General features: G+C 58.4%; 29 protein-coding genes and 1 pseudogene. 23 read left to right on the top strand and 7 right to left on the bottom strand.

Going from position 1 to position 22303, the window contains the following annotated elements; genetic code table 11:
• Positions 1–336: 336 nt before the first annotated feature.
• From AC1D08_RS33020 to AC1D08_RS33035, 4 genes and pseudogenes are all read left to right on the top strand, one after another.
• Entirely contained in the window at positions 337–669 is a 333-nt protein-coding gene (locus AC1D08_RS33020) for a hypothetical protein (protein ID WP_477425186.1), read from the top strand.
• Between the two features lie 120 nt (positions 670–789).
• The gene (locus AC1D08_RS33025) at positions 790–1653 is read left to right on the top strand and encodes an ATP-dependent DNA ligase (protein ID WP_477425188.1); all 864 of its coding nucleotides are present in this window, start codon (positions 790–792) and stop codon (positions 1651–1653) included.
• A gap of 24 nt (positions 1654–1677) precedes the next feature.
• A pseudogene (locus AC1D08_RS33030) lies at positions 1678–1899 on the top strand (DUF768 domain-containing protein).
• 71 nt (positions 1900–1970) lie between these two features.
• Entirely contained in the window at positions 1971–2213 is a 243-nt protein-coding gene (locus AC1D08_RS33035) for a hypothetical protein (RefSeq protein WP_477425190.1), read from the top strand.
• Positions 2214–2567: 354 nt separating this feature from the next.
• Here the strand turns inward: AC1D08_RS33035 and AC1D08_RS33040 are convergent, their stop codons facing one another.
• Positions 2568–2825 (bottom strand): hypothetical protein, encoded by a 258-nt coding sequence (locus AC1D08_RS33040; RefSeq protein ID WP_477425237.1) that lies wholly within the window; start codon positions 2823–2825, stop codon positions 2568–2570.
• Positions 2826–3840: 1015 nt separating this feature from the next.
• On the opposite strand from AC1D08_RS33040, the gene AC1D08_RS33045 reads away from it, so the two are divergent.
• The 8 genes from AC1D08_RS33045 to AC1D08_RS33080 all read left to right on the top strand — a co-directional run bounded on the left by AC1D08_RS33045 (position 3841) and on the right by AC1D08_RS33080 (position 8650).
• On the top strand, positions 3841–4062 hold the full coding sequence (locus AC1D08_RS33045) for a DUF768 domain-containing protein (protein WP_477425192.1): 222 nt from the start codon (positions 3841–3843) through the stop codon (positions 4060–4062).
• A gap of 7 nt (positions 4063–4069) precedes the next feature.
• Complete coding sequence (locus AC1D08_RS33050; RefSeq protein WP_477425194.1) at positions 4070–4264, top strand: hypothetical protein; 195 nt, start codon at positions 4070–4072, stop codon at positions 4262–4264.
• Positions 4265–4400: 136 nt separating this feature from the next.
• Entirely contained in the window at positions 4401–4688 is a 288-nt protein-coding gene (locus tag AC1D08_RS33055; protein ID WP_477425196.1) for a hypothetical protein, read from the top strand.
• 952 nt (positions 4689–5640) lie between these two features.
• Positions 5641–6492, top strand: coding sequence for a pilus assembly protein TadG-related protein (locus AC1D08_RS33060; RefSeq protein ID WP_477425198.1), 852 nt, complete (start codon positions 5641–5643; stop codon positions 6490–6492).
• Between the two features lie 55 nt (positions 6493–6547).
• The gene (locus AC1D08_RS33065; protein ID WP_477425200.1) at positions 6548–6778 is read left to right on the top strand and encodes a hypothetical protein; all 231 of its coding nucleotides are present in this window, start codon (positions 6548–6550) and stop codon (positions 6776–6778) included.
• The gene (locus AC1D08_RS33070) at positions 6775–6924 is read left to right on the top strand and encodes a hypothetical protein (RefSeq protein WP_477425202.1); all 150 of its coding nucleotides are present in this window, start codon (positions 6775–6777) and stop codon (positions 6922–6924) included. Before AC1D08_RS33065 ends, AC1D08_RS33070 begins: the two co-directional genes overlap by 4 nt.
• A gap of 837 nt (positions 6925–7761) precedes the next feature.
• Positions 7762–8088: a hypothetical protein gene (locus AC1D08_RS33075; RefSeq protein ID WP_477425204.1), complete on the top strand. Its 327-nt coding sequence runs from the start codon at positions 7762–7764 to the stop codon at positions 8086–8088.
• 259 nt (positions 8089–8347) lie between these two features.
• On the top strand, positions 8348–8650 hold the full coding sequence (locus AC1D08_RS33080) for a cupredoxin domain-containing protein (RefSeq protein ID WP_477425206.1): 303 nt from the start codon (positions 8348–8350) through the stop codon (positions 8648–8650).
• A 374-nt stretch (positions 8651–9024) separates the two neighbouring features.
• Here the strand turns inward: AC1D08_RS33080 and AC1D08_RS33085 are convergent, their stop codons facing one another.
• Positions 9025–9246 (bottom strand): hypothetical protein, encoded by a 222-nt coding sequence (locus AC1D08_RS33085; RefSeq protein ID WP_477425208.1) that lies wholly within the window; start codon positions 9244–9246, stop codon positions 9025–9027.
• Positions 9247–9282: 36 nt separating this feature from the next.
• Here AC1D08_RS33085 and AC1D08_RS33090 point away from each other — a divergent pair, with 36 nt between their 5' ends.
• Together AC1D08_RS33090 and AC1D08_RS33095 are read left to right on the top strand one after the other, a co-directional pair.
• Positions 9283–9708: a hypothetical protein gene (locus tag AC1D08_RS33090; protein ID WP_477425210.1), complete on the top strand. Its 426-nt coding sequence runs from the start codon at positions 9283–9285 to the stop codon at positions 9706–9708.
• 372 nt (positions 9709–10080) lie between these two features.
• Positions 10081–11340 (top strand): VCBS domain-containing protein, encoded by a 1260-nt coding sequence (locus AC1D08_RS33095; RefSeq protein ID WP_477425212.1) that lies wholly within the window; start codon positions 10081–10083, stop codon positions 11338–11340.
• Between the two features lie 354 nt (positions 11341–11694).
• Here the strand turns inward: AC1D08_RS33095 and AC1D08_RS33100 are convergent, their stop codons facing one another.
• On the bottom strand, positions 11695–11940 hold the full coding sequence (locus tag AC1D08_RS33100; RefSeq protein ID WP_477425214.1) for a hypothetical protein: 246 nt from the start codon (positions 11938–11940) through the stop codon (positions 11695–11697).
• Positions 11941–12109: 169 nt separating this feature from the next.
• On the opposite strand from AC1D08_RS33100, the gene AC1D08_RS33105 reads away from it, so the two are divergent.
• Positions 12110–12454: a hypothetical protein gene (locus tag AC1D08_RS33105; protein WP_477425216.1), complete on the top strand. Its 345-nt coding sequence runs from the start codon at positions 12110–12112 to the stop codon at positions 12452–12454.
• Positions 12455–12497: 43 nt separating this feature from the next.
• Here the strand turns inward: AC1D08_RS33105 and AC1D08_RS33110 are convergent, their stop codons facing one another.
• On the bottom strand, positions 12498–12710 hold the full coding sequence (locus AC1D08_RS33110; protein WP_477425218.1) for a hypothetical protein: 213 nt from the start codon (positions 12708–12710) through the stop codon (positions 12498–12500).
• Between the two features lie 295 nt (positions 12711–13005).
• On the opposite strand from AC1D08_RS33110, the gene AC1D08_RS33115 reads away from it, so the two are divergent.
• The gene (locus AC1D08_RS33115; protein WP_477425220.1) at positions 13006–13416 is read left to right on the top strand and encodes a hypothetical protein; all 411 of its coding nucleotides are present in this window, start codon (positions 13006–13008) and stop codon (positions 13414–13416) included.
• Between the two features lie 508 nt (positions 13417–13924).
• Here AC1D08_RS33115 and AC1D08_RS33120 read toward each other — a convergent pair.
• Positions 13925–14677 (bottom strand): SDR family NAD(P)-dependent oxidoreductase, encoded by a 753-nt coding sequence (locus tag AC1D08_RS33120; RefSeq protein WP_477419560.1) that lies wholly within the window; start codon positions 14675–14677, stop codon positions 13925–13927.
• A 366-nt stretch (positions 14678–15043) separates the two neighbouring features.
• Here AC1D08_RS33120 and AC1D08_RS33125 point away from each other — a divergent pair, with 366 nt between their 5' ends.
• The 6 genes from AC1D08_RS33125 (at position 15044) to AC1D08_RS33150 (ending at position 19151) form a co-directional block, all read left to right on the top strand.
• Entirely contained in the window at positions 15044–15640 is a 597-nt protein-coding gene (locus AC1D08_RS33125; RefSeq protein ID WP_477425222.1) for a L,D-transpeptidase, read from the top strand.
• Positions 15641–15844: 204 nt separating this feature from the next.
• Positions 15845–15985, top strand: coding sequence for an ABC transporter (locus AC1D08_RS33130; RefSeq protein WP_477425224.1), 141 nt, complete (start codon positions 15845–15847; stop codon positions 15983–15985).
• 148 nt (positions 15986–16133) lie between these two features.
• A complete protein-coding gene (locus AC1D08_RS33135) occupies positions 16134–16706 on the top strand; it encodes a hypothetical protein (protein ID WP_477425226.1) in 573 nt (190 codons plus the stop codon).
• 177 nt (positions 16707–16883) lie between these two features.
• The gene (locus tag AC1D08_RS33140; RefSeq protein ID WP_477425239.1) at positions 16884–17471 is read left to right on the top strand and encodes a protein-S-isoprenylcysteine O-methyltransferase; all 588 of its coding nucleotides are present in this window, start codon (positions 16884–16886) and stop codon (positions 17469–17471) included.
• Between the two features lie 11 nt (positions 17472–17482).
• Entirely contained in the window at positions 17483–18277 is a 795-nt protein-coding gene (locus AC1D08_RS33145) for a hypothetical protein (protein ID WP_477425228.1), read from the top strand.
• Positions 18261–19151: an SDR family NAD(P)-dependent oxidoreductase gene (locus AC1D08_RS33150; protein ID WP_477425230.1), complete on the top strand. Its 891-nt coding sequence runs from the start codon at positions 18261–18263 to the stop codon at positions 19149–19151. The genes AC1D08_RS33145 and AC1D08_RS33150 overlap by 17 nt, the downstream gene beginning before the upstream one ends.
• A gap of 218 nt (positions 19152–19369) precedes the next feature.
• Here the strand turns inward: AC1D08_RS33150 and AC1D08_RS33155 are convergent, their stop codons facing one another.
• Entirely contained in the window at positions 19370–20740 is a 1371-nt protein-coding gene (locus AC1D08_RS33155; RefSeq protein WP_477425231.1) for a glycosyl hydrolase, read from the bottom strand.
• A 456-nt stretch (positions 20741–21196) separates the two neighbouring features.
• Here AC1D08_RS33155 and AC1D08_RS33160 point away from each other — a divergent pair, with 456 nt between their 5' ends.
• Positions 21197–21337 carry a hypothetical protein gene (locus tag AC1D08_RS33160; RefSeq protein WP_477425233.1) on the top strand — a complete coding sequence of 47 codons (141 nt, stop codon included), beginning with the start codon at positions 21197–21199 and terminating at the stop codon, positions 21335–21337.
• 665 nt (positions 21338–22002) lie between these two features.
• On the opposite strand, the gene AC1D08_RS33165 is transcribed toward AC1D08_RS33160, so the two are convergent.
• On the bottom strand, positions 22003–22209 hold the full coding sequence (locus AC1D08_RS33165) for a hypothetical protein (RefSeq protein WP_477425235.1): 207 nt from the start codon (positions 22207–22209) through the stop codon (positions 22003–22005).
• Positions 22210–22303 lie beyond the last annotated feature (94 nt).

The following is a 22303-nucleotide window of genomic DNA, read 5'->3' on the forward strand; positions in this document are numbered from 1 at the left end:
GCCGCCAATCGCGTGAAGCAGGGCGCCGATCGCCTCCAGCTCGGTCTCCACCTTGCTCTCTCGAATGAGTTTGCCACCCGTGTCCATTACGCAGACGCTGGTGGTGCGAACGGAAACATCAAGACCGACGAACAGTTCCATGGCAGACCTCCTGACCGGTTGAACTGTTGGAGCCTGCCCGGAAGACCGACCTCCCGCTACTCCCATGCAGGGAGGCCGCCGGAGCCCCAATCATCCGATCTTTTTGTTCAGGAGCGACGGGCCGTAGCAGCGGAACCAAAGCGGTCGCGACATGTTTACCCCGCGAAGGGCAACTCATTCTTTGGAGAATTCGAAATGAAAGTCATGATCCTGAGCGCGTTGGCACTCTGCTTGGCCGCGCCTGCTGTGGCCTCAGCAGACGAAGCCATCGTCATCCAGACCCACCGACATCATCGCCATCACTGGGACGACAACAACAACGACGGTATGGTCATCTATCGGGACGGACAGCGTCTCCATCACCGCCATCATGGCGAGCAGGCGTTTTACGACAATGGCCAGCGCGCCTGGCAGCGCCGGCATCACGGCGGCCGCGATGCGGTCGTCATCATGGGCTCGGCCGACCGTCCGATGCATCGGCATCGCCACGTCATCATCCAGCAGGACGACAACAACAACGACTACTGATCTTAGCCCTATGGCCCGGCTGCTCGATCGCGAGAGCCGGGTCATCTCATTCAATTTGCCTAAATTGTTCCGGAACCATTTTAGCGCATGCTAATTGAATCGCGGCTTGCGAGACAGTTCATGCGTTTGAAGTTCATCCCGCCGTTGATGCCAACTCTGGTGGAGAAGCCACCCGAGAGCGATGGCTGGATTCATGAGGTCAAGTTCGACGGCTACCGCTCCCAGATCGTTCTGGAAGGCAATATCGTCCGCATCTTCACCCGCCGCGGTCTCGACTGGACGTCGGAGTATCGCGACCTAGCCGCCGCTGCCGCCTTTCTCGAGGTGGAAAGCGCCATCATCGACGGTGAGATCATCGTTTTGAACGACGCCGGCCTGTCCGACTTCGCCGCGCTATGGACGGCGATCACTCGGCGCCAGCAAGACCTGTATTTCGTCGCCTTCGATCTTCTGCACCTGAATGGCCACGACCTACGCAACATGCCTCTTGAAGACCGCCGCGAGATCCTGGCTGAGATGATCCCGGAAGGTGGTCGCATCCAATTCAGTCAGGCGCTGCCGGGCGACGCCAAGGCGATCTTTCATCTGGTCGATCAGGCCGGCCTCGAAGGCATGGTTTCAAAGCGCAAGGACAGCAAATACCGAAGCGGTCCGTCGACCAACTGGCTGAAGGCGAAATGCTACACGATCGACGAATATGAACTGCTCGGCGTCGAGCGCGAGGCAGGTAAGCCTGCTTTCGCACTGATGGCGGATCGGGCGACTGGGAAGTATGTCGGCTCGGCTTTCATCAATTCCAGCCGCGTGATCCGCGAGCGCCTATGGAAGCGCGTCCAGGAGCACGCAGGACCGCCTCCCAAGGGCATGACGCGGCCGGCGACGCAATGGGTCAAGCCGGGCATCATTGGCCGAGTGAAGCACCTGCGCGGCGAGGATGATCTGCGCCATGCCTCGCTACAGGATTTTCGGGAGGAAGGAACCTAATACCACTCGCCAGCTTATGCCGAGGTGAGCACACGCGGAATCAACTTCCTGGATCAATGGATTGCCAACAACGTCCCCGAGACGACGTAGGACGATGTCATCTCGGTTGACGAGCTAACCCACAAGCTGTTTGCCGATGCCAAATGGGTGGGAATCAAGCGGGAAGAGATCGACGAGGAAGTCGACAGCCTTTATCGAACGATCCTCGACGCGATTGTGCACTACGATGCGAGCCTGCCAGAATAGCCTTGCCGGCCAATCAGAGATGAGGAATATAATCCTCCCGTTGCGGCGATCCCCTTTAACGGAGTTCGCCTATGGCCAGATCGAACCCATCCAAGCAGTTATCGCAGGCTGAAATCGAGCGCTTTCTGATGGCAGCGGAAGCGCTGCACTGGAGCATTGTGAAGCCGTTCATATCGCCGCATTGCGAGCACTACCGGCAGACGCGCGTCTTGCATGAGGTGCTGTTGAAGGCGGTGCGGGAAGTGACCGGAAAGGAAGTCGAGTTTATCCCGTGGAACACCACGGGACCGGTGCGACCTCCTACGGCTGGGTAGCTTGTGGGACTTCAGTCTTAGTCCCGCCAATAGGCTTAGTTGCGCAGTTGCTAACACGCCCATAGCTTAAATCACGAAGTTCCGCGCGGCGACTCGTCCGACTCAAGGTTGCGTAGCCTCGACGCGAAACCGACCATTCCAGGCCCTCCAACATTCCAGCGTTCATGTAGACCGAAGTGGCAAACACTAATACGCCTTGAGCCCCTATTCCGGCCGGGGCATCATTAGGCTGGACTTCCGCCATGTGATCGCGGAAGCCCAACCCGGCCGGCGCTTTCAGGCAACCTTAGGTGCTGCCGGCCACTACTCAATCAACTCGAATACTGGACTGGGCCTTCGACGTTCGGCCTAAATTCAGCCGCCCATCATCTTTGCCATTGCGCAGAAATCTGCATGCGACTTGTTGAGTGTGGTGTCGCCGCAGTCCTTCAAGACCGCCTTCTGTTCGTCGGGTTTCATGGCCATCCATGCGGTCTTGAAATCCGCTTCGGACTTCATGGTTTTCATGCCGGCGTCGGTGAAGAACGGCGACATCTTTGCCGGGTCGTCGAGCGCGGATGTACTGCCAGCAAGGGCCGAGCCTACATCGCCTCTGACGGTGCAAAGAAGCAGTTTTCCTCGGTCGGGTGCAGGCAGATATGGAAATTGTCGTCGCCGGACGGAATTACGGCATCATAGGGGACGAAATAGCGGTTTGGGTGAGTGACCCTGTGGTGATCGCCAGGCCTCAAGATGATGTCGTAGTCGGGGTGTCACGGCTGTGCTGGGAATCTTTTCGCATTCTCCGATAACCGGATCGCCATGACAGCAGGCCGGCGGATAGGTCCAACCGGCGCCATGCGTAAAAGCAGACACATCATCAAGTGCTGCGGCCGTGGCGATCACGACTGCGAAGCTCCCCAAGCGTGGTTGTCCGATCCCGTGCACCCGAAATGTTCCAGAGGGCGACCGACGTCGTCACAGTCAATTGTACACCATTCGCAAGCGCTAATATGCAAAGGCGCTTGGTCCACATGGGCTCGCTTGGCGTCAGCTGTGCGTAACCGTCGACTTCATTGAAGTAGGGATATCGTCAATTCCTGGCTTTGCCGAGGCGCGTGGCGTCGCAACAACAAATGACGCAAAGACCGTTTTTATTTCTAGGGAACATAATATCAGCACTTTTTTGGCCGTCAGACCATTGAAACGACGCGTCGATCGCGAAAAAATTGATAGAGCAGACCGCGAGAGCAAACTTGTTTTGGATGCCGAACGGAAAGCCAGGGAGGAGAAAACGACGCGTCTTCGCCAACTGCGACTAGCCCGAAAGAATGAGCCAGCGACGAACGTTGGCCAGGGAAGCTAGTATAATCGAGACGCAGACGCCTATTTTGATCGCGGAACCAACCTCCAGCCGGGCCGTTTGTTTCGGGCGTTGCCGGAAACTTGCACACAGGCCCTTCCGGCTGCACCATTGGAACCAAATCAGGGTCTGCAGCTTCTTAGCATTCAACGAATGCATGCATAAGGCGCGCCTAATGTTCAGGGACAAAGAAACACGATTTTTAGAAGCGGGGCTGTTGGCTGCTGTGCCGCTCTCGATCCTGATCGCGGTGGCAATGGTTAGCCTGATGTTCGGCTGGTTTGGATGAGCAGGCGCGGAACCGACTTTTTGTACAAATGGATAGGTGCCAACGTTCCAGCAACGGCGGGGGCAGAGATCATTTCAGTTGCCGAGCTCACGCAAAAGCTGTTCGCCGACGCCAAGTCGATAGGCATCTCAATCACAGAGATCGAGGAAGACACCGGGAGCGTCTACGAGGCGATCATGGACGCAATCGTGCAGCACGAAGCTGGCGTGGCGGACTGACGATCGGATGACCGACAAGCCCGTAACGACGTACGTTGTGAGCGTTTTCGAAAAACCACACTGGCGCACCGTGCTGACCACCAATGACAAGGAAAAGGCCTTCGCGCTGGCGAAGGAGATCAGCGACAAGGTGAGGATTCAGGAGATCACGCCGAAGCCGAAGAGGCCCAAGGGGCCGGCAGGCGACGCAATGGAACATTAGTGGCGTCTAATAGTTCTTAAATCAGCAGGGGCAAACCAACCCCCCAGCAAGTCACGCGATCATCCCTAGGGACGGCCCGTCGCTGCCGTGAATGGAGCGGCGGGTCTACGCACAGCGCTCAAAGCGGGAGAATATAATGCGGCTTATGCTCACATCAGTTGGAATCGCTTTGTCGGCTGGCCTGTCGTTGTCACAAGCCGCCACACCGGTTCAACATAAACACGGTATCAGAACGAATTATGGCGCCGCCGGCGGCATGAAGCTTGACCCCACCATAACGGGCGGTACATCGAAACCGAATGCGTCAAAAGATTGTGCCACCGGCCAGCAGACCGGCAATGCACAGTCCTCGGCGCCTGGTCAGGCGAAAGTCGACGCGAAGGGTGCCGCCCCTGGCCCGATGGAAACAGCTGCGCGCTGTTGAACCATCGCCGCTCGCTATCGAAGAGATCACCCCCCGAAGCGCTACGACGCTTTAGAGGCTAGCAATCAAGTGACAGAACTCCATGCCCGGATCGATTCTCATCGTCACATAAGACCGAACAAGTGGATTAGGTGGGCAACTCGCACACCGAGGCCTACTGTGAATTCGCCATCGTTGGCGGCAAAGTCCCAACCGAAGAATGCCACCCAGACAAAAGCAGAATGGAGAAGCGCATTTACGCTAAATTAGGCGTGTTGAATAAAGGTTAAGGGGATAGATACGACGAGTGAAGTCGGTCGCTTTTGTCCGGACAATCCTGACCCAGCGCCCTGCTTTTGACACTTGAACAAACCAGAGGGGCGCCGAGCCATTACCCGGAGGCGCTTTGAGGGAAAACGGCGCCGAATATTGAGCATAGCGCGCTCGCCGGTGTTGTTGGAATATAGTCTTTTGGACGATGGCTAGCGGCGAAGTAGGCCGGCGCCCTCTCTGGAGGTTGCCTGAATGAGCCGGCCAGGCGGAAAGTCCGCCGCGACGTTAAGGCTAGCTGAGTCTTGACGCCACGTCATGGCCGCAAGTGTCCCGTTTAGGGAATAACAGACTGGCATCCATCTTGCTGGTGAAGCTTGCCGGCTGACCCCGGTCCTGATCGCGTACTTTGATCAGGTGTAGGCTCGCCGGGTTTGAGGGTGTTGGGGTCCTTGCCCGGCGAGTTTGCCAGCCCCTCGCGATGGGCGATCGCTCTAACTTAGCGAAAGGCGCGCTTGCCGTGCCCTGGCAGCGGGCCAACTTTTGACAAGTGCGGATCGAGGAGATCACGCCGAAGAAACACTGAGCGTGCGGGTCGAACAGCCAGCGACCAGCTGGTTTTGGAAGCCAATAAATCACTGCTCAAAAATGAACCGAACGACTTAGTCCTTCGTTCATATATGTATGTTTTCTAATATATCTCATGACCCTCAGTTGCTTCACCCGAATTCGGCTCAGAGCGAACGGTATATGCCGGGGTACGAACGCAAACGTTGCCGCCATCGTCGCCCTGACCTTGCCGATCGTCGTCGGCGCCGCAGGCCTCGGGGTGGAGACCTCCTACTGGTACTACAACAGCCTGAGGCTGCAGGCGACCGCCGATGCCGCTGCCTATTCCGGCGCGCTCGAACAGATCTCAGGTTCCGACAAGCCGACGATCGTCGCGGCCGCAACCCAGTCGGCCGCATCAAACGGGCTGGGCTCTGGCACGATCGTCGTCAATACACCACCGGCATCCGGGCCGAATACGGCGAAGAAGGCGGTCGAGGTCATTGTCGGCCAGAACCTTGACCGGATGTTCACCTCGATCTTCACGCAGGGCCAGGTCCCCGAACAGGCGAGGGCGGTGGCGCTTATCACCAATGCCTCGAAGGCCTGCATGCTCGCGCTCGATCCATCCGCTTCGCAGGCGGCGCTGTTTTCCGGCAGCACAAACGTCAAGCTCACCGGCTGCTCGGTGATGGCCAATTCGATCGCGTCTGACGCCATCAAGGTTCAGGGCTCGGCTGCGCTCCAGGCTGATTGCCTAATAACGGCGGGTGGTGTGTCTCTCAACAATCCCGTCACGTCCGTCTGCGCAGCCCCGATCACCCAGGCATTGCCTGCCGCCGATCCCTTTGCCAACCTGCCGGCGCCGGCGGCCTCTAACCCTTGCCAGAACGCCAACAAATCGACGTTGGGGCCGGGGACTTATTGCAACGGGCTCAACCTTAGCGGCAACGTCACGCTGCGGCCCGTCAACCAACTGGCTGAAGGCCAAGTGCTACCGGATTGACGAATACGACCTGCTCGGCGTCGAGCGGGAGAATGGCAAGCCTGCCTTTGCGCTCATGGCCGAGCGCGGCACCGGGCGCTATGTGGGATCGGCTTTCATCACGCTGAACCGGGAAAAGCGCGAACGGCTCTGGACACGCGTCCAGGACCGCGCAGGCACCGCGCCGAAGGGCATGAAGCCGGAGGCTACGCAATGGATCAAGCCGGGGCTGATAGGATGCGTCAAGCACCTGCGCGGCGAGGAAGGCTTACGGCACGCTTCGCTGCAGGATTTCCGGGAAGAATGAGCAAGCGCGGCGGTGATTTTCTCTATCATTGGATGTCGGACCATTTGCCGGACGATCCGATCACCGACCCGGTGCTGCTGGTAATCGACATGGCTGTGGAGGCAAAACAGGCGCGGAAACCCAAGGCATTCCTGGCCAAGAGATGATGAAGAAAATTAGGGCAATGTTCGAAGTCATCATGCAAGGGTTGCGCTAAAAGCGGACCTGGCGACCGCTTGGCTTTGAACTGCGGATCGGCAACGGGGATCGCAGCGCCCCTCCATTCGATGCTTCACTTTAAATTAGCAGAAGCGCATACGGTTTCCAGCTGGCGGCGATGTTCCTCGCAAGCACATCCCCCCGGTTAGGCCCGGTGCCTTCGCCCCACCCAACAAGTGTGCCGGGCCGCTCTATTCAAACCCCACGCGGCCGAAAGACCCGCCGCTCCATTTGCGAAGCGACGGGTCCTCACCCCACCCCAAATCTGTCGATGCAATTGCAGTGCCAAACCTATTGACCCACCACGGGTCGCCACCGCACCAGCGGCGCGGGACCGCCGGTGGCAAAGGCTGAAAAAGGTGGCTGGCGAGCCCGTCACCTGACCCAGGTGGCGGGCTTTTTCGTTGTCTCGCGGAACATTGGGAGAAGCCTAGTCGGCTCCCTTGGCTCGTCACTGCTTCTTCAGTGGCGGGCTTTACTATGCCATGCGGTGCCTAGTAACCCTGCCTGTGAATGGCCGAATGTATCAAGTGATTAGCCAAAGCGTACCGAAAGAGTACAGGGGAGCATGCCTTCTCACCGAAACCTACTGGAATACGCCATCATCGCTGCGCTGATCGGGTCAGTAATATGGATCGGCTTATACAATTGGTTAGGGCTAACCTAGGAAGCGGAATGACTCGCTAATCCAGTTCCTAGAGCGTAAGAGATATGCGTCGCCAGCTTCACCGGGCGCTGGCGCTTGGAAGAGACGATCACGCTTTCGCCCCATAAGGGAAAAGCGAATGTCACACGACACTTCAATCGATTCCAAGCAGWTTTCAATGCTCGCTACCGTGCTCAAAGGCTACTGCGACGAAGCAGGAATCCCCGAATGGCACCCGGCAAGGGAACACTTCGGGCGGCGGCTTATGAGCCTATTCCAATCCGGGGTAATTGAGCCTGACGCTCTGAAAGCCAAGATGAACGATGGCTATGAAGATTGGTTGGGCGAGATCGGCGCAACCGGTCCTTTCATACCGCCCAAACTATCGTCCGAAGACCGTCTCGTAGGCGACAATATCTTGCCAGGATCGGACCGCAGAGGCAGACCAGCGGTTCGCGATCATTGAAATGCGTCGGGTCCRCTGCCGACGGCTCCAAAAGCGCGAACGTTGCCTTTCACCCAACTTTTTTTCAGCCAAGCAGGCGGCAACAAATGGGTAAGCTCTCCGAGGAACCCCAACGGCCCCGCACGACGCTCACCCCCTCTGCCTCTGCCGCTGCGGCAACGTCGCCAACACGCAGGAAAAAGTCTGGCTTCGTGGGCATAACAGGCCGTGTGCCAGCGTTAGTGTAGGATGAGGGTTCGCGCTCAGGAGGAAAACCATCATGCGCACTATTCTCGTTCTTGCTCTGCTCGCCTTTGCTATGCCCGCCTACGCCGCTAATCATGCGGTCCAGATCAAAGGCATGAAATTCAACCCGTCGAAAATCTCGGTCGCAGTCGGCGACACTGTTACCTTCACCAATGCGGACAAGATGACGCACACTGCCACCGCGCTGGACGGCTCTTTCGATACCGGCCATCTCGCCATGGGCAAGAGCGCCAAGGTCAAGATCGCCGCCGCGGGCGCGCACCCATTCCATTGTGCAATCCACAGCTCGATGAAGGGCACTGTGACAGCGAAATAGCGGCATCCTCGCTCGGCGCCCTTCCTGCTCATTGGGCGCAACCCAACAGCCCGCTGCTACCCCAAATAAGTCCTGCAGCGGACCGCAAACGGCGCGCCAGCTTGACACGAGCCTAGCTGGAACTGCCTGGCGCCACAACGCGTTGATCTCGGCTATTCCAGAGATCGCAACGATGCCTGTGCAAAGCCGACTATGCGATCGCTGCTTGGCATGGCCGGGCGATCATGACGATCGCGATCAACTACTGGCAAGAAAAAAGCAGTCGCTGTGGCTGGATCGGCGAGCCGCCAAATTGTCCGCAAACCCGTCGGAAAGTTTCCTAGGACCGAAAGCCAGACCCGCGCGGTTACCTCGGCCGGCGCCACTGGCGTTCCTTAATTGTGATTGTCCAATAAGAGGGCAAGCTTTCTGGCTGCGGCGCTTTCTACAATCAGTTCCTCCAAACCGCTGTCGCCGACGTGCGATCTGTTGACGCGACGCCTGATTACACGGAGCGCTTCAGATATCGAAACTGCAGTGGTCTTTGCGTGATCATCCAGATATCGGCCCACTTCAATCACCGCATCGGCATCGATGTCGAATGGCAATTCTCGCATGACCTATATCGGGTCGATGTTCAAGCAGGCGGTGTGATGTCTGATAGATTGAAGGTCCGCGATGCCGCCGGCGGCTTTCAGGCGCTTGAGGACGGCGAGGTGATCGCCACCTTCGCCACCATCATGGAAGCCGCGAGGTTCGTCCGCGATCGAGGCGCGCGCCTCTGGCTCGATTGGGGGCGGACGGTGATCGCAGGACAGTCGAGGCCGCGTGACTTCGCATGCAGGTTCCTCGGCTCCGATGATGTCGGCCGCATCCTTGGCGAGCAGCATGGCGCGAGTGCTGGGACCTGGTTCTGGTCGGTCTCCACGCATGACGACCGCTGGCGCAAGCATGGCGGTCAGCGCGGCCGAGAGGCGACCAAGGATGAGGCGGTGGCCGAGCTCGAGCGCGAGTTCACCGATTATCTCGCGTCGCCGCAACCTCAGCCTTCGTCCTATGCCCGGGCAAAGGGCGTCTAGTGAGAATCCGGGGTTGGGCAAACCTCGCAACCGTATCTGTTCGAGCCGTGGCGGGGCCAAGGACGGGCGGAGGCCTTCGCGGATAGAGAGGAAGGCCGGGGGAGCGCAAAACGCTTGACCGAGGCTAAATTTCACTCAGCGGCCAAAGCTTGAAACTATCCGTCCTCTGGAACTCTGCGCCGCCGGCGCGCGGGGTGAGATCGGGCGTCGTGGTCGCTGCGGCTTCGAGGCGGTCAGGGACTATAGAATATAGTCATTTGCTAAATTAGCTATTGCGCATGTATGGCCGCTGCTCCACTCTCAGGCTGGCTTGTCGGCTTCGACTTGAGGACAGATGGGAAGGCTGAGAGCCTTTTTGTTGAGGAGGAAAGCGTGGCCCGCATTGTCGGCGATCATAAAGTTACAATCACGGAAGACGAAGACTTTAAAGAGGGTCATTTGGATGTGAAAGGGGGTCTCGGCGCAATCTTCGAGGTTTTCGACGTTGTGAAGAAACCAGAGTATGGCTCCATAAGCATCGACACCGACGGCAACTGGAAGTACATTCTAGACAAGTCGTTAGTTCAAAGTCTGGTGCCTGGTGAGTCGTTGACTGACAGTGCTATAGTGGGTACTACTGACGGACTTAAAAAGCAGATCGATATAATCATTACTGGAGTCAACGACCCGGCCATAATTAAGGGAGATGTAAAAGGAACTGTTGATAAGGACAGTTTCTTTGTGACTGGCCAGATGACTATAACTGACCCTGACGTCGATCGGGGTGTCTCTCAGCAGGGCTTCGAAAACAACAGCATATGGAAAGGAAAATACGGTTCCATCTTTCTTACCTCCTCGACAGGCTCCTGGGTCTATGCGGCCACCGACCCTCAAAAACTGGAGCAATTGCGGCAGGGAAAGCCTTTTTTATATGATCCAATTACTATTCAATCTCTCGATGGAACTAAGCAACAAATTAACATAACAATCATTGGAACCGGTGCCACAGGCGCAACCGGTGCTACGGGATCCACAGGCGCAACCGGCGCCACGGGTGCCACAGGCCCAACCGGTGCCACGGGTGACACGGGTGCCACAGGCGCAACCGGCGGCACCGGTGCCACAGGCGCAACCGGTGCCACAGGCGCAACCGGCGCAACGGGATCCACAGGCGCAATCGGCGGCACCGGTGCCACAGGCGCAACCGGCGCCACGGGTGCCACAGGCTCAACCGGTGCAACTGGAGCCGTAGGCGCGACCGGTGCCACAGGAGCGACTGGCGCAGTTGGAGCCACGGGCTCGACTGGCGCCACCGTGGCTAATGGAGCGACGGGCGCCTCCGGTGCCATCGCGTCCGACTCGCTCGGCCTCAAGGACACTGCAAAATTCCTGCAGTCCGRCTCTGCTCATGGCAGCAGTGATCACGGCAGCCATGCGTCGTTCCACAACCTGATTGGCCTGGCGTCCACATCGGTGACGACAGACCTGCTAAATGTCCTCAAGACGATTAGCGGTTATGGTCAGAACCAGAACAAGCCGTCGGGAGCGAGCACGGATCTCACCTCGGACCAGACCAAGACTGGCGGCGGCTATGCCAGCACCGACCACACCGCCAAGACAACCCTGAAGGATCTCTTGAAGCCGCACGAGTGAGCAGGAATGTTGAATGGGCCACGGACGCAGACTGGTCCAAGTTTGAAAAGGGACGCGCGGGCTCGCGGCTGGAAATGCCCGGGCGGTGCCCGCGTACACGCCGAAAGGCACGGCAAATTAATCGTAAATAAAGGGTTAGTCGCCGCCTCTGCGGCCCCGGCAAGCCGGCTCCCCGCTACGAAGCGCTTTACGCTTACGCCAAGAAGGCAATGGAGTGCTCGCCATATCGCCCAACCCAATATGGCGAGCACCCGAGTCAACCGACGATGAGGGGACTCGGCTCGTCGCATCCTCATGGGACTTCAGTCGCAACTGCGGCGCGAAGGCCAACACTCGTCGAAAACTTCGGCTCCGCTACAGCGGCTTCCCGGCGCGGATCATGGCCCGCGTGATAGCCAACTGCGTCTCCGTCCTGGCATTTTCTTTCTGGGTCATGTTGTCGGCGGCGATCAACCGCCTTAGCGATTGCAGGATTTCGCCGCGGTTCCAGCCGACTTCCAGCATGCAATCGACAATGGCCTGAAAGCCCGGCTCCATGGCTTCCTGGCAGTCAATCGAGCGATCGAGATAGTCATGCTGATGTTTTGGCGGATAGATCATCTTGCCCCCTGCAAATGGCGGTCACCGTGTTCCCGATGCTCCAGACAGTACCAGTGCTGCTTGGCAAAGCCGAACGGCGCCCGCTTCCCGCATCCAACAAACTCGCAGATGTGATTTTCGGTCCGTGCGCGCTCGCGCGGCACTGGTGACATGCCTTCGGCAAGTCGGGATGGTTGGTCACTCATGGCGAAAAGATTCCACAAGCCGTCTTGACGATCAAGGAAATTGTTCCTCTTTTGTTCTCATGGCGCACGATCCGATCGACACGCTGGGCAAAGCAACCCGGCACAACATGCTCGTCAAGGCGGAATGCAGTTGCGGCAATGTCCGCTACTGCCGATCGGCAGACTTGATGATGGTCTATGGCGGTGGTGTCGACCCTTTCACGCTCAAATTCGACTGCAGCCGCTGCAAGCCTCAGATCAAGATTACCCTGCTCGAGGTTCACCCCGAACTTCTGCCGAAACGGCTGATGATCCACAAGCCGATGAAGGTCRACGGCAAGATCACCTAGTTTACCGAGCGGTTTCGTGGATAGCAAACGGCTCATAGTCCGGTTAGCCTATCAGCGCGGTTGGCAAGTCGTGGACAACAAGGCTGTCATCCGGACCTTCGACATGAAGGAAGGCGCGTTTCAGTATCTCGTGGACAATGGCGCCCGCGTCTGGCTGCAATGGGGTCGAACCGAAATCGGCGGGAAGACGGTGCCCTATGACTTCTGCGGCGATTTCCAAAGCAGGAGCGTTGGCCGGATCATGAGAGAGCAGCATGGCTCATCTGCGGCACATGGTTCTGGTCATGCTTCATCGGCGGTGCGCGCGGCCGGGTGGATACCAAGGACGAAGCAGTATTCGGTGTCGAACGCGCTTAACCGTGACGAGTTGTTCCAATGCATGATGAACGAGCTGGAAGACATTCAACATGACCTGCTCCACCACGATTACACTGATCGCGATGTGCTGGCACCGATTGATAAAGAGTCCGGTATACAGCCTCTCATCGCCAAAAAATTGAACGACGCTGCCCGCGATCGATATCACGTTGTTCGGGAAGACGAGGTTGCTGATGACAAGGAACCTGATATCCGACTGCTTGGCCGGAGTTGTCCCGGACCGTGCGGTGATAGAGGTCAAGATCGGCGACAACTGGTCTGTTTCCGAGTTGGAAGCAGCGCTAGATCGCCAAGTGATCGGACAATACCTACGTCACCGCAGCTGCAGCGCCGGATGCTTGCTCGTCACCTACGCAGGCCGCAAAGGTTTCGAGGAGCCAGGGACCGGAGTTGCAATGACTTTTGAACAGGTCATGGCTCGACTTAAGGCCAAAGCGGCACTGACAGAGGGCGCCGAGCAGGGGCGAATTCGACTCAGCGTGATGGGGCTTGATCTTCGCTCGCCATTGCCGGCGTCGCCCCATAAAGCAAATAAAAGCAAAGGTGCTGCTACGCTCACAAGCCACACCGGCGTAAGCCGTTGATGCCGGCTTAGGCGGTTGGGGTTTTTCGTAACTAACGATGGCAAAATCACAGTGAGCCCGTTGCCCTCATTTCGGAGGCAAAGGTTGCAAGTGGCTCGCCTTGAGGGGCTCGGCGCCATAGCGAGCATCGGCGGCACGCAGATCGAGTTGGCATCGGATGGCCGCCGTCTTGCCCACGGAGCCAACGCGGCGAAGCAAGTCGACTGAAGTCCGGCGTCAAAAGTCCCGTGGACACTCCACTGGCCTTCGAGCGACAGACGTATGAGAGCCGCGTTTTCGTATTCCGTTGTTCATTAAAGCAGGGCGGGTGCCGATGGGTTCACATGTATTAGCGTGTACGTTGATGACGACCGGCCTCGCCGGAACCGCGCTTAGGTCGACTCCCCAAACTCCGCCTCGCTCCGTGCAGATGCGCGTCTCATCGTCGACGGGCGGCAATAGCATGACGCCGTCTCGGCGCGGCCCGCCCGCTATTCAAGAGCTGAGACGAACTGCGGCGCCACTGCACCTAATGGGCGGTGTAAGCTCCGTCCACCAGATGGTAGCTTCCAGTGATAAAGCTAGCCTGGTCGGACAAGAGGAAGCACACAAGAGCAGCTACCTCTTCCGGTTTCCCGCGCCTGCCCATCGGCTGGAGGTCTGCCATGCGCCGGTTAGCTGCTGCCTCCACTTGCTCCGAAAGTGGTGTCTCGATCCAGCCGGGGCCGACGACATTGATTCGAATTCCCAATCTCGCATATTCCATCGCCGCAACCTTGGTCAGTCCAACGACCCCGTGTTTCGCTGCCGTGTATGCGGACGCCGTTGGCAATCCGACGGAACCGAGAACGGAAGACATATTGACGATAGCGCCTCCGCCCCGATCCAACATGGCGGCGATCTCGTATTTCATGCAGTAGAAAATGCCATTTAGATTGACGTTTATCAGCTTGTGCCAGTTGTCGAGGGGATAGTCCGCCGTTGCTTTTCGAACGCCGTCGATACCTGCATTGTTGACCGCCATATCCAGTCCACCGCATTTTTCAACAGTGAAATCGACCAGGTTTTCCACAGCTGCCGCATCAGTGACATCGACCGCAAAGTCGTGGGCCCTACCTCCTTGCGAGCGTATTTCGGCGGCTTTGCTGTGCGCAGCCTCGGCATCAAGGTCGGCAACAACAACCTCGGCTCCTTCTTGCGCGAGTTGCCGTGAAACAGCCGCACCTATTCCGGAGCCTGCGCCGGTCACAATCGCGATCTTATCTTGGAAGTCAGGCTTCATCTCTTTCCTTATGCCCACTGCTTCATAACCGAATGGAATCAGGTGGTTGTCGCATGAGGCTTGTTCATAGCAGATTTCTGCAGCCAAGGTCCCTGTCTGTCCTGTGAACTCTCCTGGCGCCCGACGACCTCAGCCAACCTGCGTGGCGCCTAACGCGGATGAAAGGTTTACATCAAGCAGCCGGTCTGATTGGATTTCTAGGCATCACATCAGTGAAGCGGTCTGGCGAGCGTGGCCGGTCGGCAACGCAACAACGCCTGGTTCCGGTTGTTCTAGGTCAGTTCGGGCAAGGCGTAGACTTGGCCGACGGGCCTTGGAGTGTTAGAGACGACGGCGGTAGGCTGACCATTTTCTTAGCAGGTAGAAATGGACAATAACCACATTGCGCGCCGGGGGCTCGTGCTGGGTAGTCTGGCTCTGATGGTTTCCGGATGTACGTCAGCGTTACGACAGGCGGCGGAGCCGATTTCATCCGCGTTCGCAGCAAGGAGTGGCCTGGATCCTCGCTTCACGCGGCAACGTGTGAGGTATTCTGGAAGCGAGCCGCCCGGAATGATCGTCGTCGATACTTCGCAACGCTTCCTCTATGCCGTCGAGAGGGACGGGTGGGCGACGCGCTACGGCGTCGGCGTCGGCGAGCAGGGACTTTCGTTCAAGGGTACAGCGACCGTCGGCCGCAAGGCGGAATGGCCGTCGTGGACACCAACCGCCAGCATGATGAAGCGCAAGCCGCGCTTGGTGCAGTATGCAGGGGGGGTCCCCGGCGGACCAAACAACCCGCTTGGTGCGCGTGCCCTTTATCTCTATCAAGGCGGGCGCGACACCCACTTCCGGGTGCATGGCACAGACGAGCCTTGGACGATAGGCACGGAGGTGTCGAACGGGTGCATCCGTTTGATAAATGACGACATCATTGACCTCTACGACCATACCCCTTTGGGCACGACGGTGGTGGTTATTTGATAGTCTGAGATGCGCCGCACGCCTGATCTCCGGAGGATTGTGAATTCTGCCCGCACGTTACGTAAATGTGCCGCCCGGCCACCGAGTGCCACCTGTGTCATTTCTGCACTAGGCCTTGATGCAGTTCGCGAGTAGTTTAGTGCGGTCGCAAGTTATTTGTGGCGATTGTATCGGCTATTCCGCCCCCGGGGAAAGGATTGCTTGATGAGCAGGATATTGATTGCACTGGTTGCTGTGCTCGCCGTTGCGAGCCTGAGCGGCTGCGCGAACGACTGGATCGGCAAAGGAAAGGGGAAGGCCCCGCCGCCGGAACCCGCTCCCKTAGAGCAACCAGTGATTAAGTAAGGACCGGCTTGTATGGGGAAGGGGTGCCAAGCCCTTCCCCATACATACGCAGCCGGAGCTTTGGCCGGCTTCATAGCCTACGGCGCGGTTGGCGGGCATAGGCTGTTATTAGGTCTGTGCTTTGTGAAGTTCGGGAATGGACGCGGCGATGACGCTTGTAAATAGCCGTCTCTTGCTTGTGGCGTTGGTGGCCCTCCCGGCAGCGGCATGTCAGACGAAAGACCTGCCGCCCCAGCCGAATTTCGTATCTTCTGCCGATGGCGGAGCTGCGCCTCAAAAAAAGGACGAGCGGTACTTCATCGAGTTCCGCTCCCGCTACGCCCTAAGCTACGGCCACACCTACGCAGTTTTTGGGCGCCTAGACCGGGCCGGGAGAATGATCGATCCCCAAGTCGCGGGCCTTCACCCGGCTTCGAACAGTGCGGTTCCCTATGTTCTGGGCCATGTCGTGCCGGTGCCGGCCGAAACCGGGTGGAGCGACGGTGATCTGGAAGAACCATACAGATCCGCAAGCTGGCAAATCATATTGACCCGGGCCGAATACGACAAAGTCGTTGCCTACATCCGTAAGCTGCAGGCGAGCTCGCATGTCTGGCAGGCGACGGTCTTGAACTGTAACGGCTTCGTGGCGGACATCGCGCATTCCATGGGATATAGGACTCCCGCCATTCAGCTCCGGCCGCAACAATTCATAACCGAGCTTCGGGTGATGAATACATAGCAAGAATGCGATCGGTACTGCCCCTCCGGCTTTCGCGTCTGCGGACCAAATCGGAGAGGATCGCTGCGTCTGAAGGGCGGCCGGTGACGAAATCGAGGCGATGGGTGAAGTGGCCATACTCAGGGGCAGCTGCTACAATCGCGATCGCAGAAAGGGCGCCGGTGACCTGACGTGAGCATTGCGGCAGCCTCACTTGGCGAGGTCATTTGGGTGATCGGCATCGTTGCTTGGTACGTGATCCGGTATCCCTTCGAGCGCCGGGCGAGGCGCGTGCGAATTGTAACTGGCTACCGCTCACGTTCCGACATCGTCGGGCTTGCATCTGCTCTGTTTGGCCTCGCAATCCTGCCTGCCTTCTATGTTGTCACCGGCATGCCCGCAGCGGCTGACCACCCGGCCAGCGCGTGGGCCGTGGCTCTCGGCACAATCATCTTCTGCTCCGCGCTATGGGTTTTTCGCAGATCCCACAAGGAACTTGGCCGGAACTGGTCGATTACGCTGGAGATTCGCGAACGGCATGAACTCATCTGCGCCGGACCATACGCCTTGGTCCGCCACCCGATGTATACCTCGTTCCTGCTCATGGGCCTCGCTCAGGCCTTTCTGCTGGCGAACTGGATTGCGGGCATATCGGGGTTGATTGGGTTCGCAGTCCTTTTCCTGCTGAGAGTGGACAAGGAAGAGCGTATGATGCTGGAGAATTTCGGCCCGCAATACCGTGCCTATATGGAAAAGACCAAGCGAATAGTCCCTTATCTTTATTAGAGGTCCGTTTGATGCGAGGCCGAGCCCTCAAGCTTTCGGCGCCCCGGCGCCTTGTTGGCGATCTGATGAGGTTTTCGATCGGCGTGCCACGGGTCGCGGTGCAGCGTCAGATGAACCTCGGCCCACTCGTAAGGGCTAGAATGGCGCAACAGACCAGGCCCTCCTGGACCGCGATCTTCCTGAAGGGATACGCGCTTCTCGCCCGAGAGACGCCCGAGCTTCGACGCGCCTATGTCAAACTGCCCTGGCCGCAGCTTTACGAGTATCCGGTAAGCGTAGCCTCGATTGCCCACGAGCGCGAATATGAGGGCGAGCCGGCCGTTCTGTTGAGCTGCATCAAGGGCCCGGAGCGCTACTCTATCACAGAACTTGAGGCGTCCATCCACGCGGCTCGGTCACGGCCGATCCTGGAGGTCACGGAGTTCCGGCGTGCGTTGCGCATGGCCCGTGCGCCCGCGCCCCTCAGGTGGCTGCTTATGTGGCTGGGATTGAACATCGCCCGGCAAAGGGCAAATTACTTCGGTACCTTCCAACTGTCCGTTTATTCAGGCCTCGGTGCGGAATCGCTCAACCCGCTCACACCATTGACCACGCTTCTGAACTACGGTCCGATCGGCGAAGATGGATCGGTGAATGTCCGCATCCACTACGATCACCGGGTAATGGATGGAGCGAACGTCGCACGAGCTCTGGAGAGGTTCGAAAAGATTCTGAACGGCGCTATCGCCGATGAAGTGTTGCTGCTCGGTCTAAGTGTTGCCGCTCCCCTTCAAGACAGAGGAACGCGAGATGATTTCGCACCGTGAATTCCGGCCAGCCGTCGTCGTAATTGGCGGCTCGGGTGGAATTGGCCGGGCGATTGCGAGCGTCGCTGCACGAGAGCGCGGTGCGATTGTGCTCGTTGCCCGCTCGCCCGAGGGTTTGGCCGCCGCGGCGGCTGAGGTTCGGAAGGGGGGTGGCGAGGCATTCACGCTCGAGTTGGATCTCGTGGCAGGCGATGCGCCAACGCGCCTAGAGGACTTTCTGTCCGCACACGGCCTGGTCTGTGATGTCCTGGTCAACAGCGCAGGCTATGGCCTACGGGGCGCGGCGACGGCGCTCCCTATTGATGGCCAGCTCGGCATCATCGATCTAAACATACATTCCCTCAGCGAATTGACCCTCCATTTTCTGCCGGGAATGGTGGCGCGCGGGCGGGGCGGGGTGCTCAATCTCAGTTCCGTGGCCGGGTTCGTTGCTGGGCCTTATATGGCTTTGTACTTCGCCAGCAAGGGTTTCGTGCGCTTCTTCTCAGAGGCGCTTCATCAGGAATTGCGCCGAACCGGTGTGACTGTCACATGTGTAGCACCAGGGCCGGTGTCGACGGAGTTTCTCGAAAGGTCCGGCGCCTATCAGACGCCACTCTTCAGTATCTTGCCCACGCTGGATCCGGAGGATGTGGCCGAACGCGCGTGGCGAGGGTTCAAATCCGGTCGTCGCCTCGTCGTACCTGGAATCTCGGCCAAGTTGGCTGCCCTTGCGGCGGCGCTCCTGCCTTCAGCAGCGATACTCCCCCTGATCGGCCGGCTGCAACGCGGCGGCAATGATCCATGTCCTTGCGGTTCAGGTGTGAAGTTCAAGAAATGCTGCGGTACCCGCCAGTTCCGGCTACGCCGGGGCCCTCGGGGAATTATCCCCTGATCGGACCAGCACGCCACTGCTCGCCCCAGTAGTCGCTGATTGTCTTGGTTGCTGCTCAACGACCAAACGCTTCAGCAGCGAGGTGAACCATGGCGCACGGTGCTGACCACTAAGGACAGGGCGAAGGCTTTGGCCATTGCGAAGGAGATCCGGGAGAACTTCCAGAGCAGAATTCTGCTACCGCCGCTGACACAGTCCTCACGCAGACGGCTCCATCATTACAGGCTGGGTGAAAGCGCGATGACAATCGGATGGTCACTGAGCGAAATTTCGACCGAACGCACGTTGCTCAGTGTTCCGACAGGCTCAACGCCAATTGTTGGATCGTAGGTTCTTACCAACGCGCGCGTCTCGCCAAAATGGACCGTCATACGATCTTGACCGCTCAACCGTTCGCCCCACACAATAAGTTGGAACGTGCCGTCGCTGTGCTGCAGGAGTAGATCGTGAACGGTCTCGGGTTGGCCTGCGATCGTGAAGTCGAGTTGGCCGGGTCTGGCGAGGATGCCTTTATCCTCCAAAATCGTCGTAAGGTTGTGAAGGTAGATCGCGGCCAAGCGGCGTGAATAATCAGCCTTGTAGAAGCCGAAAGATTGGTTGCCGTCTTCGTCGGTACGGTCCCGCAACAAATAGACCGATGTATAGGCGTAGCCGCGCTTATACTGCGCGAGGTACAAGCTCATCAAATTCAAGCCGTGCATTTGCTCCGTGACCGGACCTCCGATCGTGGTCCCGGTCTCGGTGGTGACACGCGGCAGCGTATTGAGTTGCTCCTGGGTGTAACCCCGAAACCCTCTCGCCCACGTGACGCCGAAGTTGCCGAAAAGCCCGTCCACTTTGGATGCGGCGGTTGGATCAGCAGCGTGCCACGTCTTGTTGTCCGCCGGATACGGCGAATGTGAGTGATAGATGTAGTTGTGAACATTGGCGTAGTCGGCATACGTTGTGCCGTCCGGCATCTTGGTTTGGGCGCCGGGTGGGATCGTAAGGAACTGAAGGCCAACGTTGTCTCGCTGCGCGCCGGGTTCGGAGATCGACCAGACAGGATACGTCGCAAGCACCGGATCACTTTTGACAGCCTGGTAAAGATCGCGCTGAAGCTTTGCGACCGCCATCCACGAAGGCTCCCCACCGCCGCCTTTCTCGCCCTGATAGGTGACACCCCAGTTGTTCGGCTCATTGTCGCCCTCGAACGCGAGGAGCGCGCCAGCTTCAGCAAGCACCTTACCTGTTTCGACCAACCTCTTCACATCAGTCCCACCACTGACCAATCCCCAACTCAGGCGCACGCCGGTTTCGCGATGTAGATCCAGAAAGGTCTGGATGGTTGTGGGGCCCTTGTCGCTCAGACCTTCTATTCCCGCCCTTACCCATCGAAAGCCGCAATAGCGAACCATTTCGACAGTCCTGGCCAAAGGCTGGCCTCGATCGGGGAATGTGGTAACGACGCCGATGCTATTGAGAAAGTCGTTCGTCGCAACGGCGGTTTTGGGCGCTGCAAATGAATGGCGAGGTGATATGGACACCACAGCCAGTGCCACCCATGCGCCGACGAGGGAGCGAAGCATTTTGGAAGGGGTGATCATCATCGCCTGGGACTCCAAGCCTCTCTAACCCAACATCTCGCCATGGCGCATCGCCCGCCTTGGCGAGCGGTCAATTCGCGGCCGCATACTCGGAAACCTAAGACTATTTCATCACACCGGGCCAACCTAGACCAGACCATATGAGGATAGGCAAATAGCGACTGAGACGACGTGCGATCAGTTAGCAATGGCTGTCGCCCCGACAAACGACCTGACAACGGCGTTTGATATGTGGCCGGTGCCTTGCACAGCGCCATGCCCCCCCTAGCTCCAGCGATGGTTGTAGAGCCGCGACTGCCCGATTCGCACCAGTGTGCTTGCGCCACTGGTTAGACCGATTGCCAGGGTGACGGTAGACCTTGCCCACGCCCCTCTCTCCCCGGCGGGCAGAATGCTTCCAATCGGGGATTGAGTCCATCCATGAGAGATCGCTAAATCGGAGTAGCAGGAGGCGGTTTGATGCGCGATCGCGAACTGACAGAGCGAGCGGGCAACGGCTGGACACGTTGGGCCGACGGTGTCGGCGAATACGACATCGAGCGCACATGGTGGCAGGCCAAGGTTGCATTTTCCGAAATTGAACGTCTCATGCTGGTTTGACGGCTCGGAAATGGTCGGGCTCGAACACTGGGGATTTCGCGAGCCGAAGTGGACTATGCATATCCCGCCGGCCGACCGGCAGCCCATGCCTGCCGGCTACAGGCAAGAGGCCGAGCGAGTTTGGATACGTTGGCACGCGGCCACAGGCAGAGGCCAGGACGCGCGGAGCGCTTCGGTGGTCTAGGAACAGCGGCTGGCGGGAAAACGCAACCGGCGAGGCATTGCAAGGGTTTCAGCCTGCGATCTGGCTCACGGCGAAGTTCGGTATGGGTGCGGTCGATGCCTTCCACGGTGATCGCGAACGTCCCGTTTTCGATCCTTCCTATCCACCTTGACCGGTCCTGTACTGCGTCAATAGACAGCTTCGGTGCGTGGGCTTCTCGGATGATCTTCGCGGCTTCGTCTCTGGTGATGCCCACCTTGCGGGCATAGTAGGCGGCTTACGCTTCAAGCCCGCTCTCTAACGGCGCATCAATCGCCTGCTTGGCCTTCTGCTTCGTCTTCTTGCCCATGAGGCGAATCATAGCACATTCCGCTAGATAGCTCTATTCAGGCCTGTCGAAGCGCCTAGTTGAACGCAACGGTCTGGCGATGACAGGTGCGCCGGCAACGGCCTACGTGGTGAGTGTGTTTGAGCCGCATTGGCGGCTGCCAGTAGCGCTAGATCATTGGACTGTCGGCTTCGGTATGAACTTGGGCGATTGTAAATCGTGGCCCAATTTTGTTGCCTGAGCGGGCCTAAGTATGATCGGGACAACATCACCTTCGGTCGGGAACAGTAGTAGAACGACGCCTCCGACTGCTTCACTCATGGCTACCTCCCACTTGTCGATGGCAATTGCTTGCTTCTCGCTCTTGATCTCGGCTGCCATTGGATTGCCCCATCTCTTTATTTCCCCAAGGGCAGCATCGCGCAACCTGTGCGCGAAGGCAAGCTAGGAGGAAGAAGGCCGGCGTCATAGGGGG

Source organism: Mesorhizobium sp. P2_E6, assembly GCF_056403835.1.

Coding starts and splice junctions, on each gene's coding strand:
- AC1D08_RS33020 (WP_477425186.1), top strand. CDS start 337: ATGAAAGTCATGATCCTGAGCGCGTTGGCACTCTGCTTGGCCGCGCCT.
- AC1D08_RS33025 (WP_477425188.1), top strand. CDS start 790: ATGCGTTTGAAGTTCATCCCGCCGTTGATGCCAACTCTGGTGGAGAAG.
- AC1D08_RS33035 (WP_477425190.1), top strand. CDS start 1,971: ATGGCCAGATCGAACCCATCCAAGCAGTTATCGCAGGCTGAAATCGAG.
- AC1D08_RS33045 (WP_477425192.1), top strand. CDS start 3,841: ATGAGCAGGCGCGGAACCGACTTTTTGTACAAATGGATAGGTGCCAAC.
- AC1D08_RS33050 (WP_477425194.1), top strand. CDS start 4,070: ATGACCGACAAGCCCGTAACGACGTACGTTGTGAGCGTTTTCGAAAAA.
- AC1D08_RS33055 (WP_477425196.1), top strand. CDS start 4,401: ATGCGGCTTATGCTCACATCAGTTGGAATCGCTTTGTCGGCTGGCCTG.
- AC1D08_RS33060 (WP_477425198.1), top strand. CDS start 5,641: ATGACCCTCAGTTGCTTCACCCGAATTCGGCTCAGAGCGAACGGTATA.
- AC1D08_RS33065 (WP_477425200.1), top strand. CDS start 6,548: ATGGCCGAGCGCGGCACCGGGCGCTATGTGGGATCGGCTTTCATCACG.
- AC1D08_RS33070 (WP_477425202.1), top strand. CDS start 6,775: ATGAGCAAGCGCGGCGGTGATTTTCTCTATCATTGGATGTCGGACCAT.
- AC1D08_RS33080 (WP_477425206.1), top strand. CDS start 8,348: ATGCGCACTATTCTCGTTCTTGCTCTGCTCGCCTTTGCTATGCCCGCC.
- AC1D08_RS33085 (WP_477425208.1), bottom strand. CDS start 9,246: ATGCGAGAATTGCCATTCGACATCGATGCCGATGCGGTGATTGAAGTG.
- AC1D08_RS33090 (WP_477425210.1), top strand. CDS start 9,283: ATGTCTGATAGATTGAAGGTCCGCGATGCCGCCGGCGGCTTTCAGGCG.
- AC1D08_RS33100 (WP_477425214.1), bottom strand. CDS start 11,940: ATGATCTATCCGCCAAAACATCAGCATGACTATCTCGATCGCTCGATT.
- AC1D08_RS33110 (WP_477425218.1), bottom strand. CDS start 12,710: ATGCTGCTCTCTCATGATCCGGCCAACGCTCCTGCTTTGGAAATCGCC.
- AC1D08_RS33115 (WP_477425220.1), top strand. CDS start 13,006: ATGACAAGGAACCTGATATCCGACTGCTTGGCCGGAGTTGTCCCGGAC.
- AC1D08_RS33120 (WP_477419560.1), bottom strand. CDS start 14,677: ATGAAGCCTGACTTCCAAGATAAGATCGCGATTGTGACCGGCGCAGGC.
- AC1D08_RS33125 (WP_477425222.1), top strand. CDS start 15,044: ATGGACAATAACCACATTGCGCGCCGGGGGCTCGTGCTGGGTAGTCTG.
- AC1D08_RS33135 (WP_477425226.1), top strand. CDS start 16,134: ATGACGCTTGTAAATAGCCGTCTCTTGCTTGTGGCGTTGGTGGCCCTC.
- AC1D08_RS33145 (WP_477425228.1), top strand. CDS start 17,483: ATGCGAGGCCGAGCCCTCAAGCTTTCGGCGCCCCGGCGCCTTGTTGGC.
- AC1D08_RS33150 (WP_477425230.1), top strand. CDS start 18,261: ATGATTTCGCACCGTGAATTCCGGCCAGCCGTCGTCGTAATTGGCGGC.
- AC1D08_RS33155 (WP_477425231.1), bottom strand. CDS start 20,740: ATGATGATCACCCCTTCCAAAATGCTTCGCTCCCTCGTCGGCGCATGG.
- AC1D08_RS33160 (WP_477425233.1), top strand. CDS start 21,197: ATGCGCGATCGCGAACTGACAGAGCGAGCGGGCAACGGCTGGACACGT.
- AC1D08_RS33165 (WP_477425235.1), bottom strand. CDS start 22,209: ATGGCAGCCGAGATCAAGAGCGAGAAGCAAGCAATTGCCATCGACAAG.